At 74.3% G+C, this 16,571-nt stretch carries 15 protein-coding genes; 12 read left to right on the top strand and 3 right to left on the bottom strand.

The window, feature by feature from the left end; all coding sequences use genetic code 11:
- Positions 1–22: 22 nt before the first annotated feature.
- Positions 23–1,381: an aromatic acid exporter family protein gene (locus ACFYMP_RS16295; RefSeq protein ID WP_388856970.1), complete on the bottom strand. Its 1,359-nt coding sequence runs from the start codon at positions 1,379–1,381 to the stop codon at positions 23–25.
- Between the two features lie 192 nt (positions 1,382–1,573).
- Between ACFYMP_RS16295 and ACFYMP_RS16290 the strand changes: the two genes are divergently transcribed.
- From ACFYMP_RS16290 to ACFYMP_RS16280, 3 genes are all read left to right on the top strand, one after another.
- Positions 1,574–2,902, top strand: coding sequence for an MFS transporter (locus ACFYMP_RS16290; RefSeq protein ID WP_388856967.1), 1,329 nt, complete (start codon positions 1,574–1,576; stop codon positions 2,900–2,902).
- Positions 2,903–3,120: 218 nt separating this feature from the next.
- A complete protein-coding gene (locus ACFYMP_RS16285; RefSeq protein ID WP_388856964.1) occupies positions 3,121–3,696 on the top strand; it encodes an ATP-binding protein in 576 nt (191 codons plus the stop codon).
- 7 nt (positions 3,697–3,703) lie between these two features.
- Entirely contained in the window at positions 3,704–4,039 is a 336-nt protein-coding gene (locus tag ACFYMP_RS16280; RefSeq protein ID WP_388856961.1) for a DUF5133 domain-containing protein, read from the top strand.
- An 82-nt stretch (positions 4,040–4,121) separates the two neighbouring features.
- Here the strand turns inward: ACFYMP_RS16280 and ACFYMP_RS16275 are convergent, their stop codons facing one another.
- Positions 4,122–4,625, bottom strand: a complete 504-nt coding sequence (locus ACFYMP_RS16275) for a DUF6083 domain-containing protein (protein ID WP_388856958.1) — start codon at positions 4,623–4,625, stop codon at positions 4,122–4,124.
- A gap of 389 nt (positions 4,626–5,014) precedes the next feature.
- Between ACFYMP_RS16275 and ACFYMP_RS16270 the strand changes: the two genes are divergently transcribed.
- Positions 5,015–6,211 (top strand): macrolide family glycosyltransferase, encoded by a 1,197-nt coding sequence (locus ACFYMP_RS16270; protein ID WP_388856955.1) that lies wholly within the window; start codon positions 5,015–5,017, stop codon positions 6,209–6,211.
- Positions 6,212–6,435: 224 nt separating this feature from the next.
- Here the strand turns inward: ACFYMP_RS16270 and ACFYMP_RS16265 are convergent, their stop codons facing one another.
- Positions 6,436–6,945, bottom strand: coding sequence for a DUF664 domain-containing protein (locus ACFYMP_RS16265; RefSeq protein WP_388856952.1), 510 nt, complete (start codon positions 6,943–6,945; stop codon positions 6,436–6,438).
- 434 nt (positions 6,946–7,379) lie between these two features.
- Here ACFYMP_RS16265 and ACFYMP_RS16260 point away from each other — a divergent pair, with 434 nt between their 5' ends.
- From ACFYMP_RS16260 to ACFYMP_RS16225, 8 genes are all read left to right on the top strand, one after another.
- Positions 7,380–7,997, top strand: coding sequence for a TetR/AcrR family transcriptional regulator (locus ACFYMP_RS16260; protein WP_388856949.1), 618 nt, complete (start codon positions 7,380–7,382; stop codon positions 7,995–7,997).
- Positions 7,994–8,926 (top strand): alpha/beta fold hydrolase, encoded by a 933-nt coding sequence (locus ACFYMP_RS16255; RefSeq protein ID WP_388856946.1) that lies wholly within the window; start codon positions 7,994–7,996, stop codon positions 8,924–8,926. Before ACFYMP_RS16260 ends, ACFYMP_RS16255 begins: the two co-directional genes overlap by 4 nt.
- A 135-nt stretch (positions 8,927–9,061) precedes the next feature.
- The gene (locus ACFYMP_RS16250; RefSeq protein WP_388856943.1) at positions 9,062–10,174 is read left to right on the top strand and encodes a substrate-binding domain-containing protein; all 1,113 of its coding nucleotides are present in this window, start codon (positions 9,062–9,064) and stop codon (positions 10,172–10,174) included.
- A 126-nt stretch (positions 10,175–10,300) separates the two neighbouring features.
- A complete protein-coding gene (locus tag ACFYMP_RS16245; protein WP_388856940.1) occupies positions 10,301–11,629 on the top strand; it encodes an ABC transporter substrate-binding protein in 1,329 nt (442 codons plus the stop codon).
- A 167-nt stretch (positions 11,630–11,796) separates the two neighbouring features.
- The gene (locus tag ACFYMP_RS16240) at positions 11,797–12,789 is read left to right on the top strand and encodes a carbohydrate ABC transporter permease (protein ID WP_388856937.1); all 993 of its coding nucleotides are present in this window, start codon (positions 11,797–11,799) and stop codon (positions 12,787–12,789) included.
- On the top strand, positions 12,786–13,655 hold the full coding sequence (locus ACFYMP_RS16235; protein WP_388856934.1) for a carbohydrate ABC transporter permease: 870 nt from the start codon (positions 12,786–12,788) through the stop codon (positions 13,653–13,655). Before ACFYMP_RS16240 ends, ACFYMP_RS16235 begins: the two co-directional genes overlap by 4 nt.
- A complete protein-coding gene (locus tag ACFYMP_RS16230; protein ID WP_388856931.1) occupies positions 13,652–14,671 on the top strand; it encodes a hydroxyacid dehydrogenase in 1,020 nt (339 codons plus the stop codon). Before ACFYMP_RS16235 ends, ACFYMP_RS16230 begins: the two co-directional genes overlap by 4 nt.
- A complete protein-coding gene (locus ACFYMP_RS16225) occupies positions 14,668–16,542 on the top strand; it encodes a DUF2264 domain-containing protein (RefSeq protein WP_388856928.1) in 1,875 nt (624 codons plus the stop codon). The genes ACFYMP_RS16230 and ACFYMP_RS16225 overlap by 4 nt, the downstream gene beginning before the upstream one ends.
- Positions 16,543–16,571 lie beyond the last annotated feature (29 nt).

The following is a 16,571-nucleotide window of genomic DNA, read 5'->3' as shown; positions in this document are numbered from 1 at the left end:
CGGCCGGTCCGGGCCGGAGGCGTCAGCCCTCGCCGCGGCCGGTTTCGGCCCGCTCTCCCGGCGCCGGCCGCGTCCCGGCGTCCGGCCCGCCGGTCCCGGCCGGCCGCGGGCGCGGGGCCGGCACGGCGGGGGAGGGGCGGCGCCGGCGGCGGCGCAGGTGCGCCGCCCGCGTCCGCAGCCGGGTCAGACGGGGACTGCGTTCGCGCTGCTCCCGGGCGTTGCGGTCGAGTTCCTCCAGCAGCCGCTGGGAGCGGTGCTCCAGGTCGAGTTCGGCGAGGATGCGGTCCACCTCGGTGAGCAGTGCTCCGTACAGGAACCAGTGCTCCGCGTCGTGCCGGGTGCTCTCGCGCAGCAACCGGCCCACGGTCGCGCGCCCCCGGGCCGCCGCGAGGAGTTCGGCGGTGAGGCGCTCCTCCGCGGCCTGGGCGCTCTCGCTGACCGGCGTGGTCACGAGCACCGCGAAGCTCACCAGCGCGTCCGCGACGTGCCCGAGCATGCTCTCCACCGCCCGTCCGGCCTCGGGCGGGAACAGGTCCTTGCCCTCCCGCGCCCCGTCCGCCGCCCGTCCGTGGGCGAGGTCGGTGAAGGTGCGGGCGAGGACCCGCAGGACGACGGTGCAGATCTCCAGGGTGTCCAGACCGGTGCGCAGCACGACTCGGTTCAGCAGCCCCTCGCGGACCCGGGGGTTGAACCGCAGGCTCTCCTCGGCCTGCCGCAGCGCCGCGTCCACGTCCGCGATGTCGTGGTCGAGGTCCCGTGCCTCCTGGAGGCGGGCCCGCGCGTCCTCCACCGGGGTCGCGCTGCTCAGCTCCTCACCGATCCGCAGCAGCAGCCTGCGCATGCGCCGCGCCAGGTCCTCCAGCGCGTCCCCCGCCGTGCGCGTCCACACGGGCGGCGCGAAGACGAAGTTGAACAGCAGGCCGACCAGCGCGCCGATGACGGTCTCCAGCACCCGGTCCCAGGCCGTGTCCGTGACCCGGCTGACCCCGAGCACGAGCATCGCGCTGATCGCCACCTCCGGCACGAACTCGCTCACCCTGACCGCGTGGCCGATCACCAGCGAGGCCAGGATGATCAGCCCGAGGCTCCACCACGTGAGCCCCACCAGGACGCTGAAGCCGACCGCGATGAGCACCCCGACGACGACCGCGGTCACCCGCCGTATCCCCGTCGTGAGGGTCGAGTAGAGCGTCACCTGGACCACGAGCAGGGCCGTCAGAGGGGCCGTCAGCGGCGCGGGCTCGTCGCTCAGCCGCACCGCGACCACGTAGGCGAGGGTCGCGGCGGCGGCCGAGCGCACCGTCCGGACGAACCCGGGCTCGTTCCTGGCCCGTCCCCAGAGAGCACGGACGGCGGCTTTCACGTCTTGTGGATCACGCACGCTCCGATCCTTCCCCCAGGTCGGCCCCCACAGGCGTCCCGATCGCCCCTCAGTTCGAGTGCGTGGGCCCGGGGCCGGCACCGGAGGACGGAACGGCGCGGAACACCCTCGCCGCACCGTTCCATATCTGGATGACGGCGGACTCCCTCATGCATTGGACGCATTGAATGGTCTCTACATACATTTGCCCGCGTGACCGAGAGCCCGCACATACCCCCGCCCCACGTCAGCGGCACCCCCGCCTTCCGGCGCGCCTGCGCCGCCCTCTTCGCGGCGGGGCTCGGGACCTTCATGACGCTGTACTGCGTCCAGGCGCTCCTCCCGTCCCTGTCCTCGGACCTCGGTCTCTCGCCGGCCGGGGCCTCGCTCAGCGTCTCGGTCGCGACCCTGGCCATGGCGGTCGGGGTCATCCCGCTGACCGCCCTCTCCGACGCCTGGAACCGCACCTCGATGATGTCGCTCGCGCTCGGCGCGGCGGCGGTCTTCGGCATCGCCTCGGCCTTCGCGCCGAACTTCCCCGTCCTGCTGCTGTTCCGCCTCCTTCAGGGGCTCTCGCTCGCGGGGCTCCAGGCCACCGCGATGTCCTACCTCGCCGAGGAGGTGCACCCCGGCTCGCTCGGGCAGGCGATGGGCCTGTACGTCGCGGGCAACGGGATCGGCGGGATGCTCGGCAGGCTCGCCGCGGACGGGGTCCTGCAGTGGACGCACAGCTGGCGCTGGTCCATCGGGGCCGTCGGCGTCATCGCCGCCGGATGCGCGCTCGTCTTCCGCCTCGCGATCCCGCCCTCCGTCCGCTTCGTGCCCAAGGAGGCGTCGCCGCGGGCGCTGCTGCGCGGAGTGGGCCGGGCCCTGCCGGACACCGGACTGCTGCGGCTGTACCTCGTCGGGTTCGTGGCCATGGCCGCCTTCGTCACCGTCTACAACTACCTCGGCTTCCGGCTCATCGACGCGCCCTTCAACCTGTCGGAGGGCACGGCGGGCCTGCTGTTCGTCACCTACCTCTCCGGGTCCTTCTCCTCCGCGCTGGCCGGCCGGCTCGTGGACCGCTGCGGCAGGCGGCTCGTCCTCGGCCCGGCCCTGGCCGTCGCCCTCGCCGGGCTCCTGCTGATGCTGATCCCGCGTCTGGGCGGGGTCATCCCCGGACTCGTGGTCTTCACGGTGGGCTTCTTCGCGGCGCACGCCGTGGCCAGCGGCTGGGTCGGGGCCCGCTCCTCCGCCCTCGGTGTGCAGGGCGCCGCCGTCTACCTGTTCTTCTACTACGCGGGCAGCGCGATCGGAGGCTCCGCGGGTGGCTCCGTCTACAGCCACGGGCACTGGGGCGGACTCACCGTCTACACCTGCGCCCTGGTCGCCGTCGGCCTGCTGAGCGCCCTGAGCCTGTGGCGCCTGGGCGGTCCCGCGCGCGGCCGCGTCGTGACCGCCACGAAGAGCGGCGCCGCGACGACGAAGGACCCCACCGGGCCGGCCGCCGGGATCACGCCCGGCCCGGCCGGGACCGGCTCCTCCACGACCGGCGGCTGAACCGGCGTACCGGAAGTCGGAAGCCGGGAGCGACCACGGGTCACCGGTCGTTCGGGTGACCCGCCACGCCACCTCTGAGCTGCGGCGATGACACAGTGAGAGGTCGCGTGTTGCGGAAGTCACCCTTTCGGGCCAGGGTGGCCATACCCTCAGAACGACACCGCTCACTCTTCGTACTCGGGGCAGGGAGTAGTGGGCTTCGCGTAAGGAGCCAGGACATGGCCGGTGTGGTCAATCGCCGCTGCACGCTTGAGGTCGAAGCGACCGAGGAGCGCCTTTCACAGGTCCGGCGCATCGCCGCGGCCCACCTGCGCTACTGGGGACTCGATCTCCAGGTCGCCCCCGTCTGCCGCGCGGTCGAGGAACTGCTGCGCAACGTCGCCGCCCACGCGCGCGGCGACAAGCGCAGCGTCGTCGAGATCCGCTGGAGCGGCCGGCAACTCACCGTCTCGGTCGCCGACCGCGACCACCGGCTGCCACGCCTGCTGACCTCCCACAAAGGAGGTCTCGGCAGAGTCGCCGCGCTCAGCGACAGCTGGGGCACCTGCGCCACCGCCGAGGGCAAGGTCATCTGGTTCACCCGCCTCGTCAAGGACGCCCAGCGCATCCCCGCGCCCGGCGGCCTCCCCACGCGTACGGCCCCCGCCGTGGAACCGCTCCCCACCCTCCCGGCGCCCCACGAGGTGCCCGCCCCGGCCGAGCGGCCCGGCGAGCCGCTCACCACGGACCGCACCGCCGCCGCAACGAGCGCCGCCGAGGACACCCCGGCGCTGTCCGCCGCCCAGGGCCGGTGACCGCGCCGTGGACAAGAGCCGAGTGCCGACCGTGCTCCACCCCGAACGCCGGGCCGTGGCCCGGGTACTCGACCGCTACCGCGCCTGGGAGCGGCTGGTGCTCGACCACCCGTCCAACGGCACGGTGCGCCGCCGGTTCGAGGCGACCGCGTACACCCTGTGCGTCCTGATGGCACAGCGCACCAGCCGCGAGGCCGCCTACGCCGCCGAACGCTACCTCGGTGTCGCCCTGCGCCGCCGGGCCATCGGCGTCGCCCCGCCCGAACCGGGGCGCCCGCCGCAGCCCACCCCGCCCGCCCGGCCCCTGCGGCCCGAGGCGTGCGGCGCGCTGCCGGTCGGCTAGCCCGGAGGCACGGCTCGTCCCGGCCCCGTCGCCCCGCACAGGAGGCGGCGGGGACCGCCCCGTTCGCCCCGCGCACGGGCCCTCAGGCCGATCTGCGTCCGGCCGCCAGAGCGGCGGTGCCCGCCGGGCACTGCTCGCGGTGGGCCGCGCGGCACGGACGCCAGGAAGGGCCGCCCGTCACCCCCACCGCCGTACCGTCGGCGACGATCCGCCACCGGCTGCCGGGCGGCACCAGCGCGCAGGGGCGTTCCCCGGGCTCCAGCAGTACCCAGCGGCCCCGGGCCGTCCGCCGCCACTCGGCGGGCGCCCCGCACAGCCCGCACCGCCCGAACACCGGGGCCCGGGGACCGCCCTGGCCGGGTATCGACGCGAGCCGCCGCGGTACGCGGGACGGGTCCTGCCCGGAGACGACCGGCGACCGGGCCGCGCCACCACCGTCACCACCGCCGCCCGTGACCGTGGACGCGGCCACCGGCGGCGCGGGGCGCAGAGCGCTCAGAACGCCGGGCAGCACCTCGGCCAGGGGCACCGGGTCCGGGCCCGGCGAGACGCCGCCGACCCGCTCGCACCGGTCACACACCGTCATACGCGTGCTCCCGCGCCACCTGCCGTAAGGAGCACCGCAGCTGTCGCACCGATAGTGGACGAACACCATGACCTCCACCCCCACCCCGACCTGATGAACCTCGCGCTGTTGAAGCCGACCCACGCATCGTTCCACCCGGGTCTGACAACGCGGCCCCACCTGCGTGAACACCGCGCCACGCCAGAGCACCGGCCGAGCGGTCCGCACCCGGGCCCACCCCGTAAACCCGTTGAGACGCGCTCCCGCCACCCCTACGCTCTCCCCATGAACCTCCTGCAGATCTACGGCTGACAGCCCTAACACCGCGCGGCCGCGCCCGTACCCCTGGCGCCGCCGCCGGGTCACGCTGCCCTCAGCCGCCCCGATCGCAGAATCGAGAGTGCTCACCCATGCCTCGTCCCACCCCGTCCGCGCCCCCGCGCGCCCACGTCGCGGTGATCGGAGTCCCGGCGATCAGCCACGTGCTGCCCAGCCTGGAGATCGTCCGTGAACTCGTGCGCCGCGGACACCGCGTCACCGTCGCCAACGACCCGCTGCTCGCCGACGTCCTGACCGCCACCGGCGCCGAGTTCGTGCCCTTCTCCTCGCGGCTCCCGCCCGTCCGGAAAGCCGCCTGGCCCCAGGAACCGATCGCCGGAATGACCGAGTTCCTGGACGACGCGCGCCGGGTCCTGCCCCAACTGCGCGCCGCGTACGGGAACGACCCGGCGGACCTGTACCTGTACGACATCGGCGCCTATGCCGCGCGCGCCCTCGCCGAGGCCCAGGACCGGCCGCTCCTCCAGCTCTCGCCGACCTTCGTCGGGTGGGAGGGCTACGAGGAGGAGGTCGCCGCCGCCCTGTGGCGACTGCCCGGCGCCGACGCCTACCGCGCGGCCTTCACCGCGTGGCTGCGTGAGAGCGGGGCGAAAACCCTGGACATGGACGCCTTCGTCGGGCCCCCCGCCCGCTCCCTGGCCCTCGTGCCGCGTGCGATGCAGCCGCACGCGGAGAAGGTGAACACGGACGTCGTCACGTTCGTGGGCCCCTGCTCGGGGGAGCGGGCCCGGCGGGAGACGTGGCGGCGCCCCGAGGACGCGGAGACGGTCGTCCTGGTGTCCCTCGGCTCCGCCTACACCCGCCAGCCCGACTTCTACCGGCGGTGTCTCGCCGCGTTCGGCGGCCTCCCCGGTCTGCACCTCGTCCTCCAGATCGGCGCGGACGTCGACCCGGCCGAACTGGGACCGCTGCCGCCCCACGTCGAGGCGCACTCCTGGGTGCCGCAGCTCGCCGTCCTGGAGCAGGCGGACCTCTTCGTCACCCACGCGGGCATGGGCGGCTGCGCCGAGGGGCTGCTCACCGGCACGCCGATGATCGCCGTTCCGCAGGCGGCCGAACAGTTCGTGAACGCCGACCGGCTCGTCGCACTCGGCGTGGCACGCCGCCTCGACACCGACGAGGCGGACGTGACACGCCTGCGCGCCGCCCTGACCGCGCTGAGCGGCGAGGAGGTCACCAGGCGGTGCGCGCGGCTGCGGGAGCAGACCCGCGCCGAGGGCGGAGCCCCGCGCGCCGCCGGCCTGATCGAGGAACTCCTCCCGCGCTGAACCACGGCTGCCCCCCGGTCGCCCCGCGTTCCCGGGCCGGTGCGCGCCGGATCGTCGTCGCCCTGGTGCGGCGCCGGCCCGGCGCTCGGCCGGTGCGGGCGCGGGCGCGGACGAGCACCGGTGCCCCGGACTGCGCCGTCAGTCCGGGGTCCGCCGGTCCGCTCGGCCGCCATCTGCCGCCCGGGGAGCGGCGGGACCGCGGGGAGCCGGCTGCGGGTGGCCGGTCAGCGCCGTTCCAGCACTCCCCGGACGAACGCCGCCTGCCCGATGTGCTGGAGGCAGTCGGAGACGACGCTCACCAGCCGCACGCCGAGCGTCACCGGAGGGGACCAGTTCTCGTCGACGACCCGGTCGAGCGCCGCGTCGTCCAGTCCCGCCACGTACGCCTGGGTACGGGCGTGGACCGCGTCGAAGTAGCCGAGCAGTAGTTCCCCCGAGTCCACCTCCACCTGGCCGACCTCGGAGGCGCTCTGCCCGAAACCGGTGGCCTCGGCGGGCAGCGGCAGGGAGAAACGATCCGCCCACCCCTCCGAGGTCCACACCTGTTCCTGGCCCGCCGCGTCCGCGACATGGTCGTCCTGCACCCGCGTGAGGTGCCAGACCAGCCAGGTGACCGAGTTGGCCCCGGGATCGAGCCGCGCGTTGAGGTCCTGCGCCGAGAGGTCCTCCACCGTTCCGTGCACCTCCTCGTTGATCCGCTCGAAGGCGTCCGTCAGCAGTTCCACGCTCTTCATGGGGTTCCTCGTCTCCGTCCACCGATCCTGGCCCGGCCGAGGCGGCCGGACCCCCCACCTTGACCGCTCACCTGCCCCTGGAGCGGGAACCGACACGGGCCGGATCGCCCGGGAACGCGCGGAGCCCCGGGCCCGCCGCCGGTACGCGACCCGTACGGTGGACGCGCCCGTACGGTGGACGCGCCCGCACGCAGGACACCCACGGAGGGCACACTCGCCCGCGCCGGTCAGCCGAGAGCGATCGGGCGCGCACCGCCGTCCGACGCGAACCCGCCGCCCGTGACGCCGGTGCGGCGGGCCGTGAGGACGACGAGTGCGGCGCTCTCCTCGGGGCGGGCCACGCGCCGGACGGACAGCGCTCGCGCGAGCCGCGCGACGTAGCGCGGACACCGCCCACCTTTCCGGACCGTGGCGTCTCGCATTAAGATGGCCCCATGACGTCGAGCACTCAACCCCCTTCCGGAGAAGCCGCGTTCGAGCGGCGTGGCCGCAGGCGCAGCGCCTCCAGCAAGGAGGCGATCCTCCTCTCCGCGTATCACCTCGCCGCGGAGGGCGGCTTCGCCGCGCTCACCGTGGAGGGCATCGCGCGCCGGGCGGGCGTCGGCAAGCAGACGATCTACCGGTGGTGGCCCTCCAGAGCGCATGTCCTGCTGGACGCGCTCGCCCACAAGGCGGACCTGCGGCTGCCCACCGAAGACCTCGGGAGCTGGGAGAAGGACCTGCGGGCGTTTCTCGACGCCTGGTTCCGCCTGGGCTCCCAGCCCGAAGTCGTGCTCATCCTGCGGGCGTTGATGGCACAGGCGCAGATCGACCCGGACTTCGCCCCGGTGTTCAGGGAGGAGTTCCTCCAGCGCCGCCGCGCGGCCCTCGGCCTGCTCCTCGAACGCGCCGCCCGGCGCGGCGACCTGCCCACACAGCCCGCGCCCGCACTCGTTCCCGACCTCGTCCTCGGTGTCGTCTGGTACCGCGTCCTGGCCGCCGACGACCCGGTGGCGCCGCCCGGAATCGCCGAGGACCTGCTGCGCGCCCTCGTCCCCGGCGCCACACGGTGACACCGGCGGGACGGGCCGCGGCCGGCCTCACCGTGCGCGGCCACGGCGGCGTCCCCCTGTGGTGCCGCGACTGGGGAGGTACCGGGCCCGGCGTCCTCCTCCTGCACGGGCTCGCGGGACACGGGGGCGAGTGGGAGACGGCGGCGCGGTCCCTGCGCGCCGAGGGGTACCGTGCGGCCGCCTTCGACCAGCGGGGCCACGGCGGCAGCGAACGGCGCCCCGCCGAGGTGGGGCACGCCGCCCAGGTCGCCGACACGGTCGCCGTGATCCGGGCGCTGCGACTCGCCCCGGTCGTGCTCCTCGGGCAGTCGCTGGGCGGCCGGACGGCGCTGCTGACCGCCGCCGCCCACCCCGAACTCGTGCGCGCCCTCGTCCTGGTGGAGTGCGACGCCGGTGAGCGGCCGCGCGCCGGGAGCGGGCGCGACGCGCGGGGAGGCGGTGCGGGGCCGGGCCGGGAGACCGGTGGGGAACCGCGTGCCGAGGGAGCGGGCGCTCCCGCCGCCGAGCCTCCCGCCCTCGCGTGGCTGCGGTCCTGGCCGGTTCCGTTCGCCTCCCGCACCGAGGCGGTCACCCGTCTCGGGGGCGGACGGCTCGGCGAGGGCTGGGCCGAGGGGCTGGAGCGGCGGGCGGACGGCTGGTGGCCGCGTTTCGACCTCGACGTGATGGCGGCCGTGCTGGAAGCCGCCGGTGCGGCCCCCGCGTGGGAGGCGTGGGCCCGGCTGGAGCGCCCCGCGCTGCTGGTGACGGCCCAGCACGGTTTCCTCGAAGGCGGCACCTCCCCCTCGGTGCGGCACATGTTCGAGGCCCGCCCCTCGATCTGGTCGGCGGGGGTGCCGGGCGCCGGACACGACGTCCACCTCGAACGGCCAGAGGCCCTGCACGCGGTGGTCAGCCCCTTTCTGCGCGCCCTGCCTCCCGGGTCCGGGTGACCGGCGCCCGCCCTCCGGCCCCGGGATCAAGGTCCCCTCAACCTGATCGTTATGCTTCCGGGAAAAGCGTTCAAACGAACATCACGTCCCCGGGCGCGCGCCGCGAGGCCGGCCGGTCCGGGCGGGAGGGGCACCATGCGCGAGCCGGTAGAGGTCAGACGCCAGCGAATCCTCGCGGCCGTCGAGGCGCGCGGCCGGGCGAGGGTCGCCGACCTCGCCGCCGAACTCGACGTGTCCGTCGTGACCGTACGCAGGGACGTCGAGGAGCTGGCCCGGTCGGGCCGGCTCACGCGGGGCCACGGCATCGCGCGGTCCCTGGCCCCGGTGGCCGAGGCGGAGCGGACCGCGGGGGGAGCGCCGGACGAGGGGCGCACGGTCGCCGTCGTCGTCCCCCAACGGCACTCCTACCTGTTCGAGACGCTGAACGGGGCCCGGCAGGTCCTGGAGGCGGCCGGTACCCGTATCGCCCTGCACATCGCACCGCAGGGGCCGGACACCGAGCGGGCGATGACCGAGTCGGCGCTCGCCGGCGGGGCGCGCGGCGTGCTCATCGCCCCACGCTGGCGCAGTCTCGGCGCCGAGCGCGCCGACTACGCGTGGCTCGCCGAACTCCCCGTGCCCACCGTCCTGATGGAGCGCCGTCCGGCCCCCGGCAGCCCGCTGCACGCGCGCGACTCGGTGTGCTCCGACCACTGGTACGGCGTACACCTCGCGGTGGAGCACCTCGTCACCCGAGGGCACCGCCGTATCGTGCTCGCCGCGCGCGACGACAGCCCCACCGCGCGCGCCGTGCGGGCGGCCTTCGCCGAGATCACCGCCGCCCGTCCCGAGGTCGAGCACGCGGCGGTGGCGCTCAGCTCGCCACTGGCGGTGCCCGATCCGCGGGACGAGTCGAAAGCCGGCGAACTCGGCCTCGCCGGGCTCCTGCGCGAACACCGGGCCACCGCCGCCCTCCTGCACGGGGACGAGGACGCGCTGATCCACGTGCAGCGGCTCGCGGAGGCGGGAGTGCGGGTGCCCGAGGACTGCTCGGTGATCGCCTACGACGACGTCGTGGCGGGTCTCGGCAGCACCCCGCTGACCGCCGTCGCCCCGCCCAAGGCCCGCATCGGCGCCGCCGCGGCCCAGCTCCTCCTGGACCGGCTGGAGGAGGCCGCCTCGGGAACGGTCGCCCCGGTGCGCAGGACGGAACTCCTGCCCGAGCTGAAGGTGCGCGGATCGGTACGCGAACTCCCCGCTGCTCGCTGAGCGAATGACCGCTTTCGGTTTCTTCTGATCGTTCTATTGACCGCTCTTGTTCGATCGAGCAGGATGCCGATGTCCCGGACGCGCCGAGCGCCGGGAGACGAGCCGCAGGAGCCGCAGGAGGCGTACATGCCGGATCGACAGAGCCGTCGGTCCGTGCTCGCCGCGATGGCCGCACTGCCGCTCGCGGGCGCTCTGAGCGCCTGCGGCGGGCCGGAGGCGGGCAGATCGCGCAGCACGGGAAAGACGACCGTCACGTTCTGGTCCTCCCTCAGGGGCAGCCAGGAAGTGGTGGACGCGTTCAACAAGAGCAGCCGCACCATCCACGTCGACTTCCAGCTCATCCCGGGAGGGGCACAGGGCGGCTATCTCAAGCTCAGTAACGCCGCCCGCGCCGGGAACGCCCCCGACGTCGCGACCATCGAGTACCCGCAGCTGCCCGGGTTCGCGATCGACGGGGTGGCCACCGACGTCACGGACCTCCTCAGCGACCGCTTGCGCCGCCAACTGCTCCCGCAGTCCCTCGCGCTGACGACCTTCGACCGCAAGGTCTTCGCGGTGCCGCTGGACGTCGAACCCATGGTGCTGCACTACCGCAAGGACCTCTTCGACCAGTACGGCATCGAGGTGCCGCGCACCTGGGACGCATACGAGGAGGTCGCCCGAACGGTGCGCAAGGCGGACCGGGGCCGGCGCCTCGGCACCTTCTGGTCGGACGGGGCCAACGAGTTCGCAGCCTACAACTGGGCCGCGGGAGCGCGCTGGTTCAGGATCGAGGGCGACTCCTGGCACCTGTCGATGACCGACGCGCCCACCCGCCGGGTCGCCGCCTTCTGGCAGCACCTCATCGACGAGGACCTCGCCTTCGTCAACCCGGGCCAGAGCAAGGAGGGCGACGCCCAGATCGCCGGCGGCCGTATCCTCACCCGGCTCAACGGGGCCTGGGACGCGGGGGCGCAGATGAGTGCCCGGCCCGCCCAGAAGGGCCGCTGGCGCATCGCGCCGATGCCGCAGTGGGACGAGGACCGGCCCCGTGTCAGCACCAACGGCGGCTCGACCTTCGCCCTCACCAAGGACTGCCGCAACCGCGAGGCCGCCATGGAGTTCGTCGAGTGGCAGGTCAGCAACCCCGACTCGCTGCGCGCCCGGCTCTCCAGCGGGACCAGCAGCCAGTACCCGGCCGTACCCGCGCTGGTGCCCGTCGCCCGGAAGGCGTTCGACCGCTCCTACTACGGCGGCCAGGACATCTACTCCCTCTTCCAGGAGGAGGCCGAGAAGATCGACGACGGCTGGGCCTGGGGCCCGCGCATGACCTCCACCACCAACCTCCTCCAGGACGGGTTCGCGCGGGTGGACGGCGCCGGCGGCACCCTGATCGAGGCGCTGCGCGCCGCCCAGGACGGCACCATGCCGGACCTGCGCGCCATGGGTCTCTCGGCCGTCGCCCACGACGACTGAGGCCGCGCACACCCTTTCCCGCCCGTCAGCGCCGCCCCGGAGCGCACAGGCCCACGGCCCTCGACGCGCACCGCGACCATCCGTGCGACAGCGGCCTGCCCCGCCCCTTCCTCCCGCCGAGCCCCGCAGCCGGCCCCCCTCACCTCCAGAGAGGCAGGTGAACCGCCATGACCACCACGACCGCCACCGCGAGCACGCCCTCGCCGCCCACCGCGGCGAGCGACCGGCGCCCCGCCCCGCCCCGGCGTTTCGGCCGCAAGTCCGCCCGCCGCAGGGAACTGGGCGCCGCGAGCTTCCTGATGGCGCCCTTCTTCCTCCTGCTCGTCGCCGTCTTCCTCGTGCCCCTGGGCACCGCCGTCTACTTCAGCTTCTTCGGCGCCGACCAGCCGGGGCTCGGCTTCGGGCCCGAGCGCACCGTGTTCACCGGGCTGCGCGGCTACACCGCCGTCCTGACCGACCCCACCTTCCTCGGCGGACTCGGCAGGGTCGCCCTCTACGCCGTCGTCTACCTGCCGCTGCTGGTCATCGCCTCGCTCGCCCTCGCCCTGCTGCTCGACTCCGGCGTCGCCCGCCTGCGGTCCTTCGCCCAGCTCGCCCTGTTCCTGCCGCACGCGGTACCCGGCATCATCGCCGCCGTCATCTGGCTGTACCTCTACACCCCCGGCCTCAGCCCGGTCATCGAGGCCCTCGGCCAGGCCGACTGGCACGTCGACTTCCTGGGGGTGCACGCCGTCATCCCGTCGATGGTCAACATCGCGGTGTGGAGCAACCTCGGCTACAACATGATCGTCTTCTATGCCGCCCTCCAGGCCGTGCCCCGCGAGGTCATCGAGGCTGCCGTGGTCGACGGCGCGGGGCCGGTGCGTACCGCCCTGCGCGTCAAGACACCGATGGTGCGGTCCTCCGTCGTCATGGTCGCGATGTTCACCATGATCGGCGCGCTCCAGCTGTTCACCGAGCCCATGCTGCTCGGCCAGTCCACCCCGACGATCAGCGACCGCTTCTCGCCGAGCATGTACATCTACGACGCGGCCTTCGCCCGCAACAACTACGGCCTCGCGGCAGCCGCCTCCGTCGTGCTCCTCGTCGTCACCATCGCCCTGTCCTTCGCGGTCACCCGCTGGACCAACCGCGCCGGCCGCGAGGAGGCCACCCGATGAGCGTCGCCACCCACGGCCCCGCCGGACTGCGCCCGCGCGCCGTCGGCCGGGCCACCGTCAACCTCGTCGTCGGCGTCTCGGTCCTCTACACGCTGCTGCCCGTGCTGTGGCTGCTGCTCGCCTCGACCAAGAACCGCGACGCCCTCTTCAGCAGCGACATCCTGTCGCTGAGCGACTTCTCCTTCCTCGCCAACCTCCGCGACCTGTTCTCCATGGACGACGGGATCTACGCCCGCTGGTACGGCAACAGCCTGCTGTACGCCGTGCTCGGTGCCGCCCTCGGGGCGCTGCTGAGCGTCGCCTGCGGCTACGCCTTCGACAAGTACCGCTTCCGGCACAAGGAGAAGCTGTTCGGGCTGGTCCTGGCGGCCGTCATGGTCCCGCAGACGGTCCTCGCCCTGCCGCTCTACCTGATCGCCTCCAAGATCGGCGTCGTCAACACCTTCTGGGCCGTGTTCGTCCCCCTGCTGTTCAACCCCTTCGGCGTCTACCTCGGCCGTATCTTCAGCCAGGGCTACGTGCCCGACGAGGTGCTGGAGGCGGCGCGCGTCGACGGAGCGGGGGAACTGGCGACTTGGTTCCGCGTCGCCCTGCGCATGCTCGGCCCCGGGCTGGTCACCGTCTTCCTGTTCCAGCTGACCGCGATCTGGAACAACTTCTTCCTGCCGATGGTCATGCTCTCCGACCAGAAGCTGTATCCCGTGAGCCTCGGCCTCTACACGTGGAACAGCTCCGCCAACGTGGCGCCCGACTACTACCCCGTCGTGATCATGGGATCGCTGCTCGCCATCCTTCCGCTGATCCTCGCCTTCTCCCTGCTCCAGCGCTTCTGGAAGTCGGGGCTGACCGCCGGAGCCGTCAAATGAGTCCCGCCCCCCGACGGCCGCGCGCCGCGCTCGCCATGAGCCGTGACGCCGCGAGCGCCGTACTCGACCCGGACACCTTGACCCGGCTGCGCACCGTCGTGGACCTCGCCGGAGGCCCCGTCCTCGACGACCTCGGCACCCCGCACGCCCGCGAGGTGCTCGCGGACACCGAGCTGCTGGTGACCGGCTGGGGCTGCCCGCCGCTGGACGCCCCGGTCCTCGCCGCCGCCCCCCGGCTGCGGGCCGTCGCGCACTCCGCGGGGTCCGTGCGCGGACACGTCACCGAGGCCTGCTGGGACCGGGGCGTCGAGGTGTCCTCCGCCGCCGCGGCCAACGCCGTACCCGTCGCCGAGTACACCCTCGCGATGATCCTGCTGGCCAACAAGGAGATCCGGGAGCGCGCCCGCGCCTACCGCGAGACCCGGCGCCGGGGGAACTGGCTGAGCACCCCGCAGCGCGTCGGCAACTACCGCCGCACCATCGGGCTGTTGTCCGCCTCCCTCGTCGGTCGCCGGGTCGCCGAACTCCTGCGCCCGCACGACTTCACGGTCCTCCTCCACGACCCGTACGTCAGCGACGAGGAGGCCGCCGCGCTCGGCGCGCGGCGGGTGGAGCTGCCCGAACTCTTCGCGCACAGCGACGTGGTGAGCGTGCACACCCCGCTGCTGCCCGAGACCCGGGGGCTGGTCGGCCGCGAACTCCTCGGCCTCATGCGGGAGCGGGCGACCCTCGTCAACACCTCGCGCGGCGCCGTCATCGACCAGGACGCCCTGACCGAGGTGGTCCTCGCCGGACGGGTCCGCGCCGTCCTCGACGTCACCGTCCCCGAGGAACTCCCGGCCGGGCACCCGCTGTGGGACTGCCCGGACGCGGTCATCACCCCGCACCTCGCCGGCTCCCAGGGCAACGAGTGGCGCCGCCTGGCCGACCTCACCGCCGAGGAGGTGACCCGCTGGGCCGCGGGCCACGGATTCGCCCATCCCGTACGACGCGAAAGGCTGGCCTTCCTCGCATGAACGCCCTCCACCTGCCCGACGAGGACCGCCGGCTCAGCCCGTACACCGGATACACCCGCGAACACTGGGAAGCGGCCGCCGACGGGCTGCTGGCCGCCGCCTGGAAGTGGGCCACGCCCGGTCAGGCCCTCCTCGACCTGCCGGGGCCGCCCTCCCGCTCGGGGGTCCGCTCCGACGGCCTCGAAGGCTACGCGCGCACCTTCCTCGCCGCCGCCTTCCGCGTGGCGGGCGCGCGGGGCGCCGACCCGCACCACTGGCTGGAGCGGTACGCGCGCGGCCTCGAAGCGGGTACCCGCACCCCCGGCCGCGAGGACACCGAGTCCTGGCCCGTCATCCGCGACCACACGGTGTTCGGCCAGCCCATGGTCGAGTCCGCCTCCGTCGCCCTCGGCCTGCGCCTGACCCGGCCCTGGCTGTGGGACCGGCTCGACGCGGACACCCAGGACCGGACCGAGCAGTGGCTGCGCGGCGCCCTGCGCTCCACCCCCGCCCCCAACAACTGGTACCTCTTCCCCTTCACCGTCGCGAGCTTCCTGGAGGAGGCCGGGCGGGGCGACGCGCAGACCGCGGCCGCGCGTACCCGCGCCCTCGACCTGCTGGAGAGCTGGTACGTCGGCGACGGCTGGTACACCGACGGCGACGGCCGGGCCTTCGACCACTACAACGGATGGGCGCTGCACCTCTACCCGCTGCTCCACGCCCACCTCGCGAAGGACACCGAGCTGTCCGCCCACCTCGGCCCCCGTCTGCGCGAACACCTCGAAAGCCTGTCCCTGCTGTTCGGGTCCGACGGAGCGCCGGTCCACTTCGGGCGCTCCCTCACCTACCGCTTCGCCGCCGGGGCAGCCGTCGCCCTCGGCGCGGTCACCGGCCACACCCCGCTCGGCCCCGGCACCTCCCGCCGCCTGCTGAGCGGCAGCCTGCGCTACTTCCTGGAGCGCGGGGCCACGGGGGAGGACGGCCTGCTGAGCCTCGGCTGGCACGGCCCGCACCCCGCGACCCTCCAGCCCTACTCGGGCCCCGGCTCGCCCTACTGGGCCTCGAAGACCTTCGCGGCGCTCCTCGCCCCGGCCGACCACCCCCTGTGGACGGCGACCGAGGAGCCGGCGCCCAGCGAGGGCCCGGACCGCGCGCTCGCCGTGCCCGCACCCGGTTTCCTCGTCCAGTCCACGGGCGCGGACGGGATCGTACGACTGCACAACCACGGGAGCCACAAGCTGCGCCCGTCCGACGGCGAGGACCCGGCGGCGGACGATCCCCTGTACGGGCGCCTCGCCTACTCCACCAGCACCGGGCCGACCGCCGTGCACAACGTCCCCGACAACCACTTCGCCGTGGTCGTGAACGGTGTGGCGAGCGTCCGGCGCCGCCCGCACCCGCTCGGTGCCGGCGGCGGCGGGGACTGGGGCTGGGCCGCCTCCTGGCACGGGCCGGTCTTCCCGTCCGGCCCCGTGGCCCACCCCGGTCTGCGCGTCGAGTCGGTGACCGTGGTCCGCGGCCGCGAGGAACTGCGCGTGCACCGCGTCCTGGGCGCCCCGCCCGGTGCGGCCGTACGCGAGACGGGCTGGGCCACCGGCCCCGAGCGGTCCCCGGACTCCACGCTCCACCCCCTGCTGGGCTGGAGCGCCCAGGACACCGCCCGCGCCCCGCAGGGCACCGCCATGACGCGCTGGGCCCAGGTCCCCCGGCTCACCGGGCAGGTCCGCGGCACCGCCCTGTTCGCCGCACTGGTCCGGCTGGGCGATCCGCAGCCCGACACGCGGGCGCCGCGGGCCGACGCCGAGGGCGAGGGCACCGTACGCGTGCGCTGGGCGGACGGCGCCGAGACCACCGTGTCCTTCGGGCCGTGCGCGGTGGAGCACCGGGCATGAGCGAGGGCGGGTGCTCCCCCCTGGGAGCA

The organism is Streptomyces sp. NPDC007088 (assembly GCF_042869355.1).
In the GTDB taxonomy this organism is placed as follows: domain Bacteria; phylum Actinomycetota; class Actinomycetes; order Streptomycetales; family Streptomycetaceae; genus Streptomyces.
This window is presented reverse-complemented; position numbering and strand designations above follow the sequence as displayed.

Bases quoted from the DNA above. Each gene is read 5' to 3' on its own strand.
- ACFYMP_RS16225 (WP_388856928.1), top strand. From the start codon at position 14,668: ATGAACGCCCTCCACCTGCCCGACGAGGACCGCCGGCTCAGCCCGTAC.
- ACFYMP_RS16250 (WP_388856943.1), top strand. From the start codon at position 9,062: ATGCGCGAGCCGGTAGAGGTCAGACGCCAGCGAATCCTCGCGGCCGTC.
- ACFYMP_RS16260 (WP_388856949.1), top strand. From the start codon at position 7,380: ATGACGTCGAGCACTCAACCCCCTTCCGGAGAAGCCGCGTTCGAGCGG.
- ACFYMP_RS16235 (WP_388856934.1), top strand. From the start codon at position 12,786: ATGAGCGTCGCCACCCACGGCCCCGCCGGACTGCGCCCGCGCGCCGTC.
- ACFYMP_RS16245 (WP_388856940.1), top strand. From the start codon at position 10,301: ATGCCGGATCGACAGAGCCGTCGGTCCGTGCTCGCCGCGATGGCCGCA.
- ACFYMP_RS16285 (WP_388856964.1), top strand. From the start codon at position 3,121: ATGGCCGGTGTGGTCAATCGCCGCTGCACGCTTGAGGTCGAAGCGACC.
- ACFYMP_RS16275 (WP_388856958.1), bottom strand. From the start codon at position 4,625: ATGACGGTGTGTGACCGGTGCGAGCGGGTCGGCGGCGTCTCGCCGGGC.
- ACFYMP_RS16265 (WP_388856952.1), bottom strand. From the start codon at position 6,945: ATGAAGAGCGTGGAACTGCTGACGGACGCCTTCGAGCGGATCAACGAG.
- ACFYMP_RS16240 (WP_388856937.1), top strand. From the start codon at position 11,797: ATGACCACCACGACCGCCACCGCGAGCACGCCCTCGCCGCCCACCGCG.
- ACFYMP_RS16270 (WP_388856955.1), top strand. From the start codon at position 5,015: ATGCCTCGTCCCACCCCGTCCGCGCCCCCGCGCGCCCACGTCGCGGTG.
- ACFYMP_RS16230 (WP_388856931.1), top strand. From the start codon at position 13,652: ATGAGTCCCGCCCCCCGACGGCCGCGCGCCGCGCTCGCCATGAGCCGT.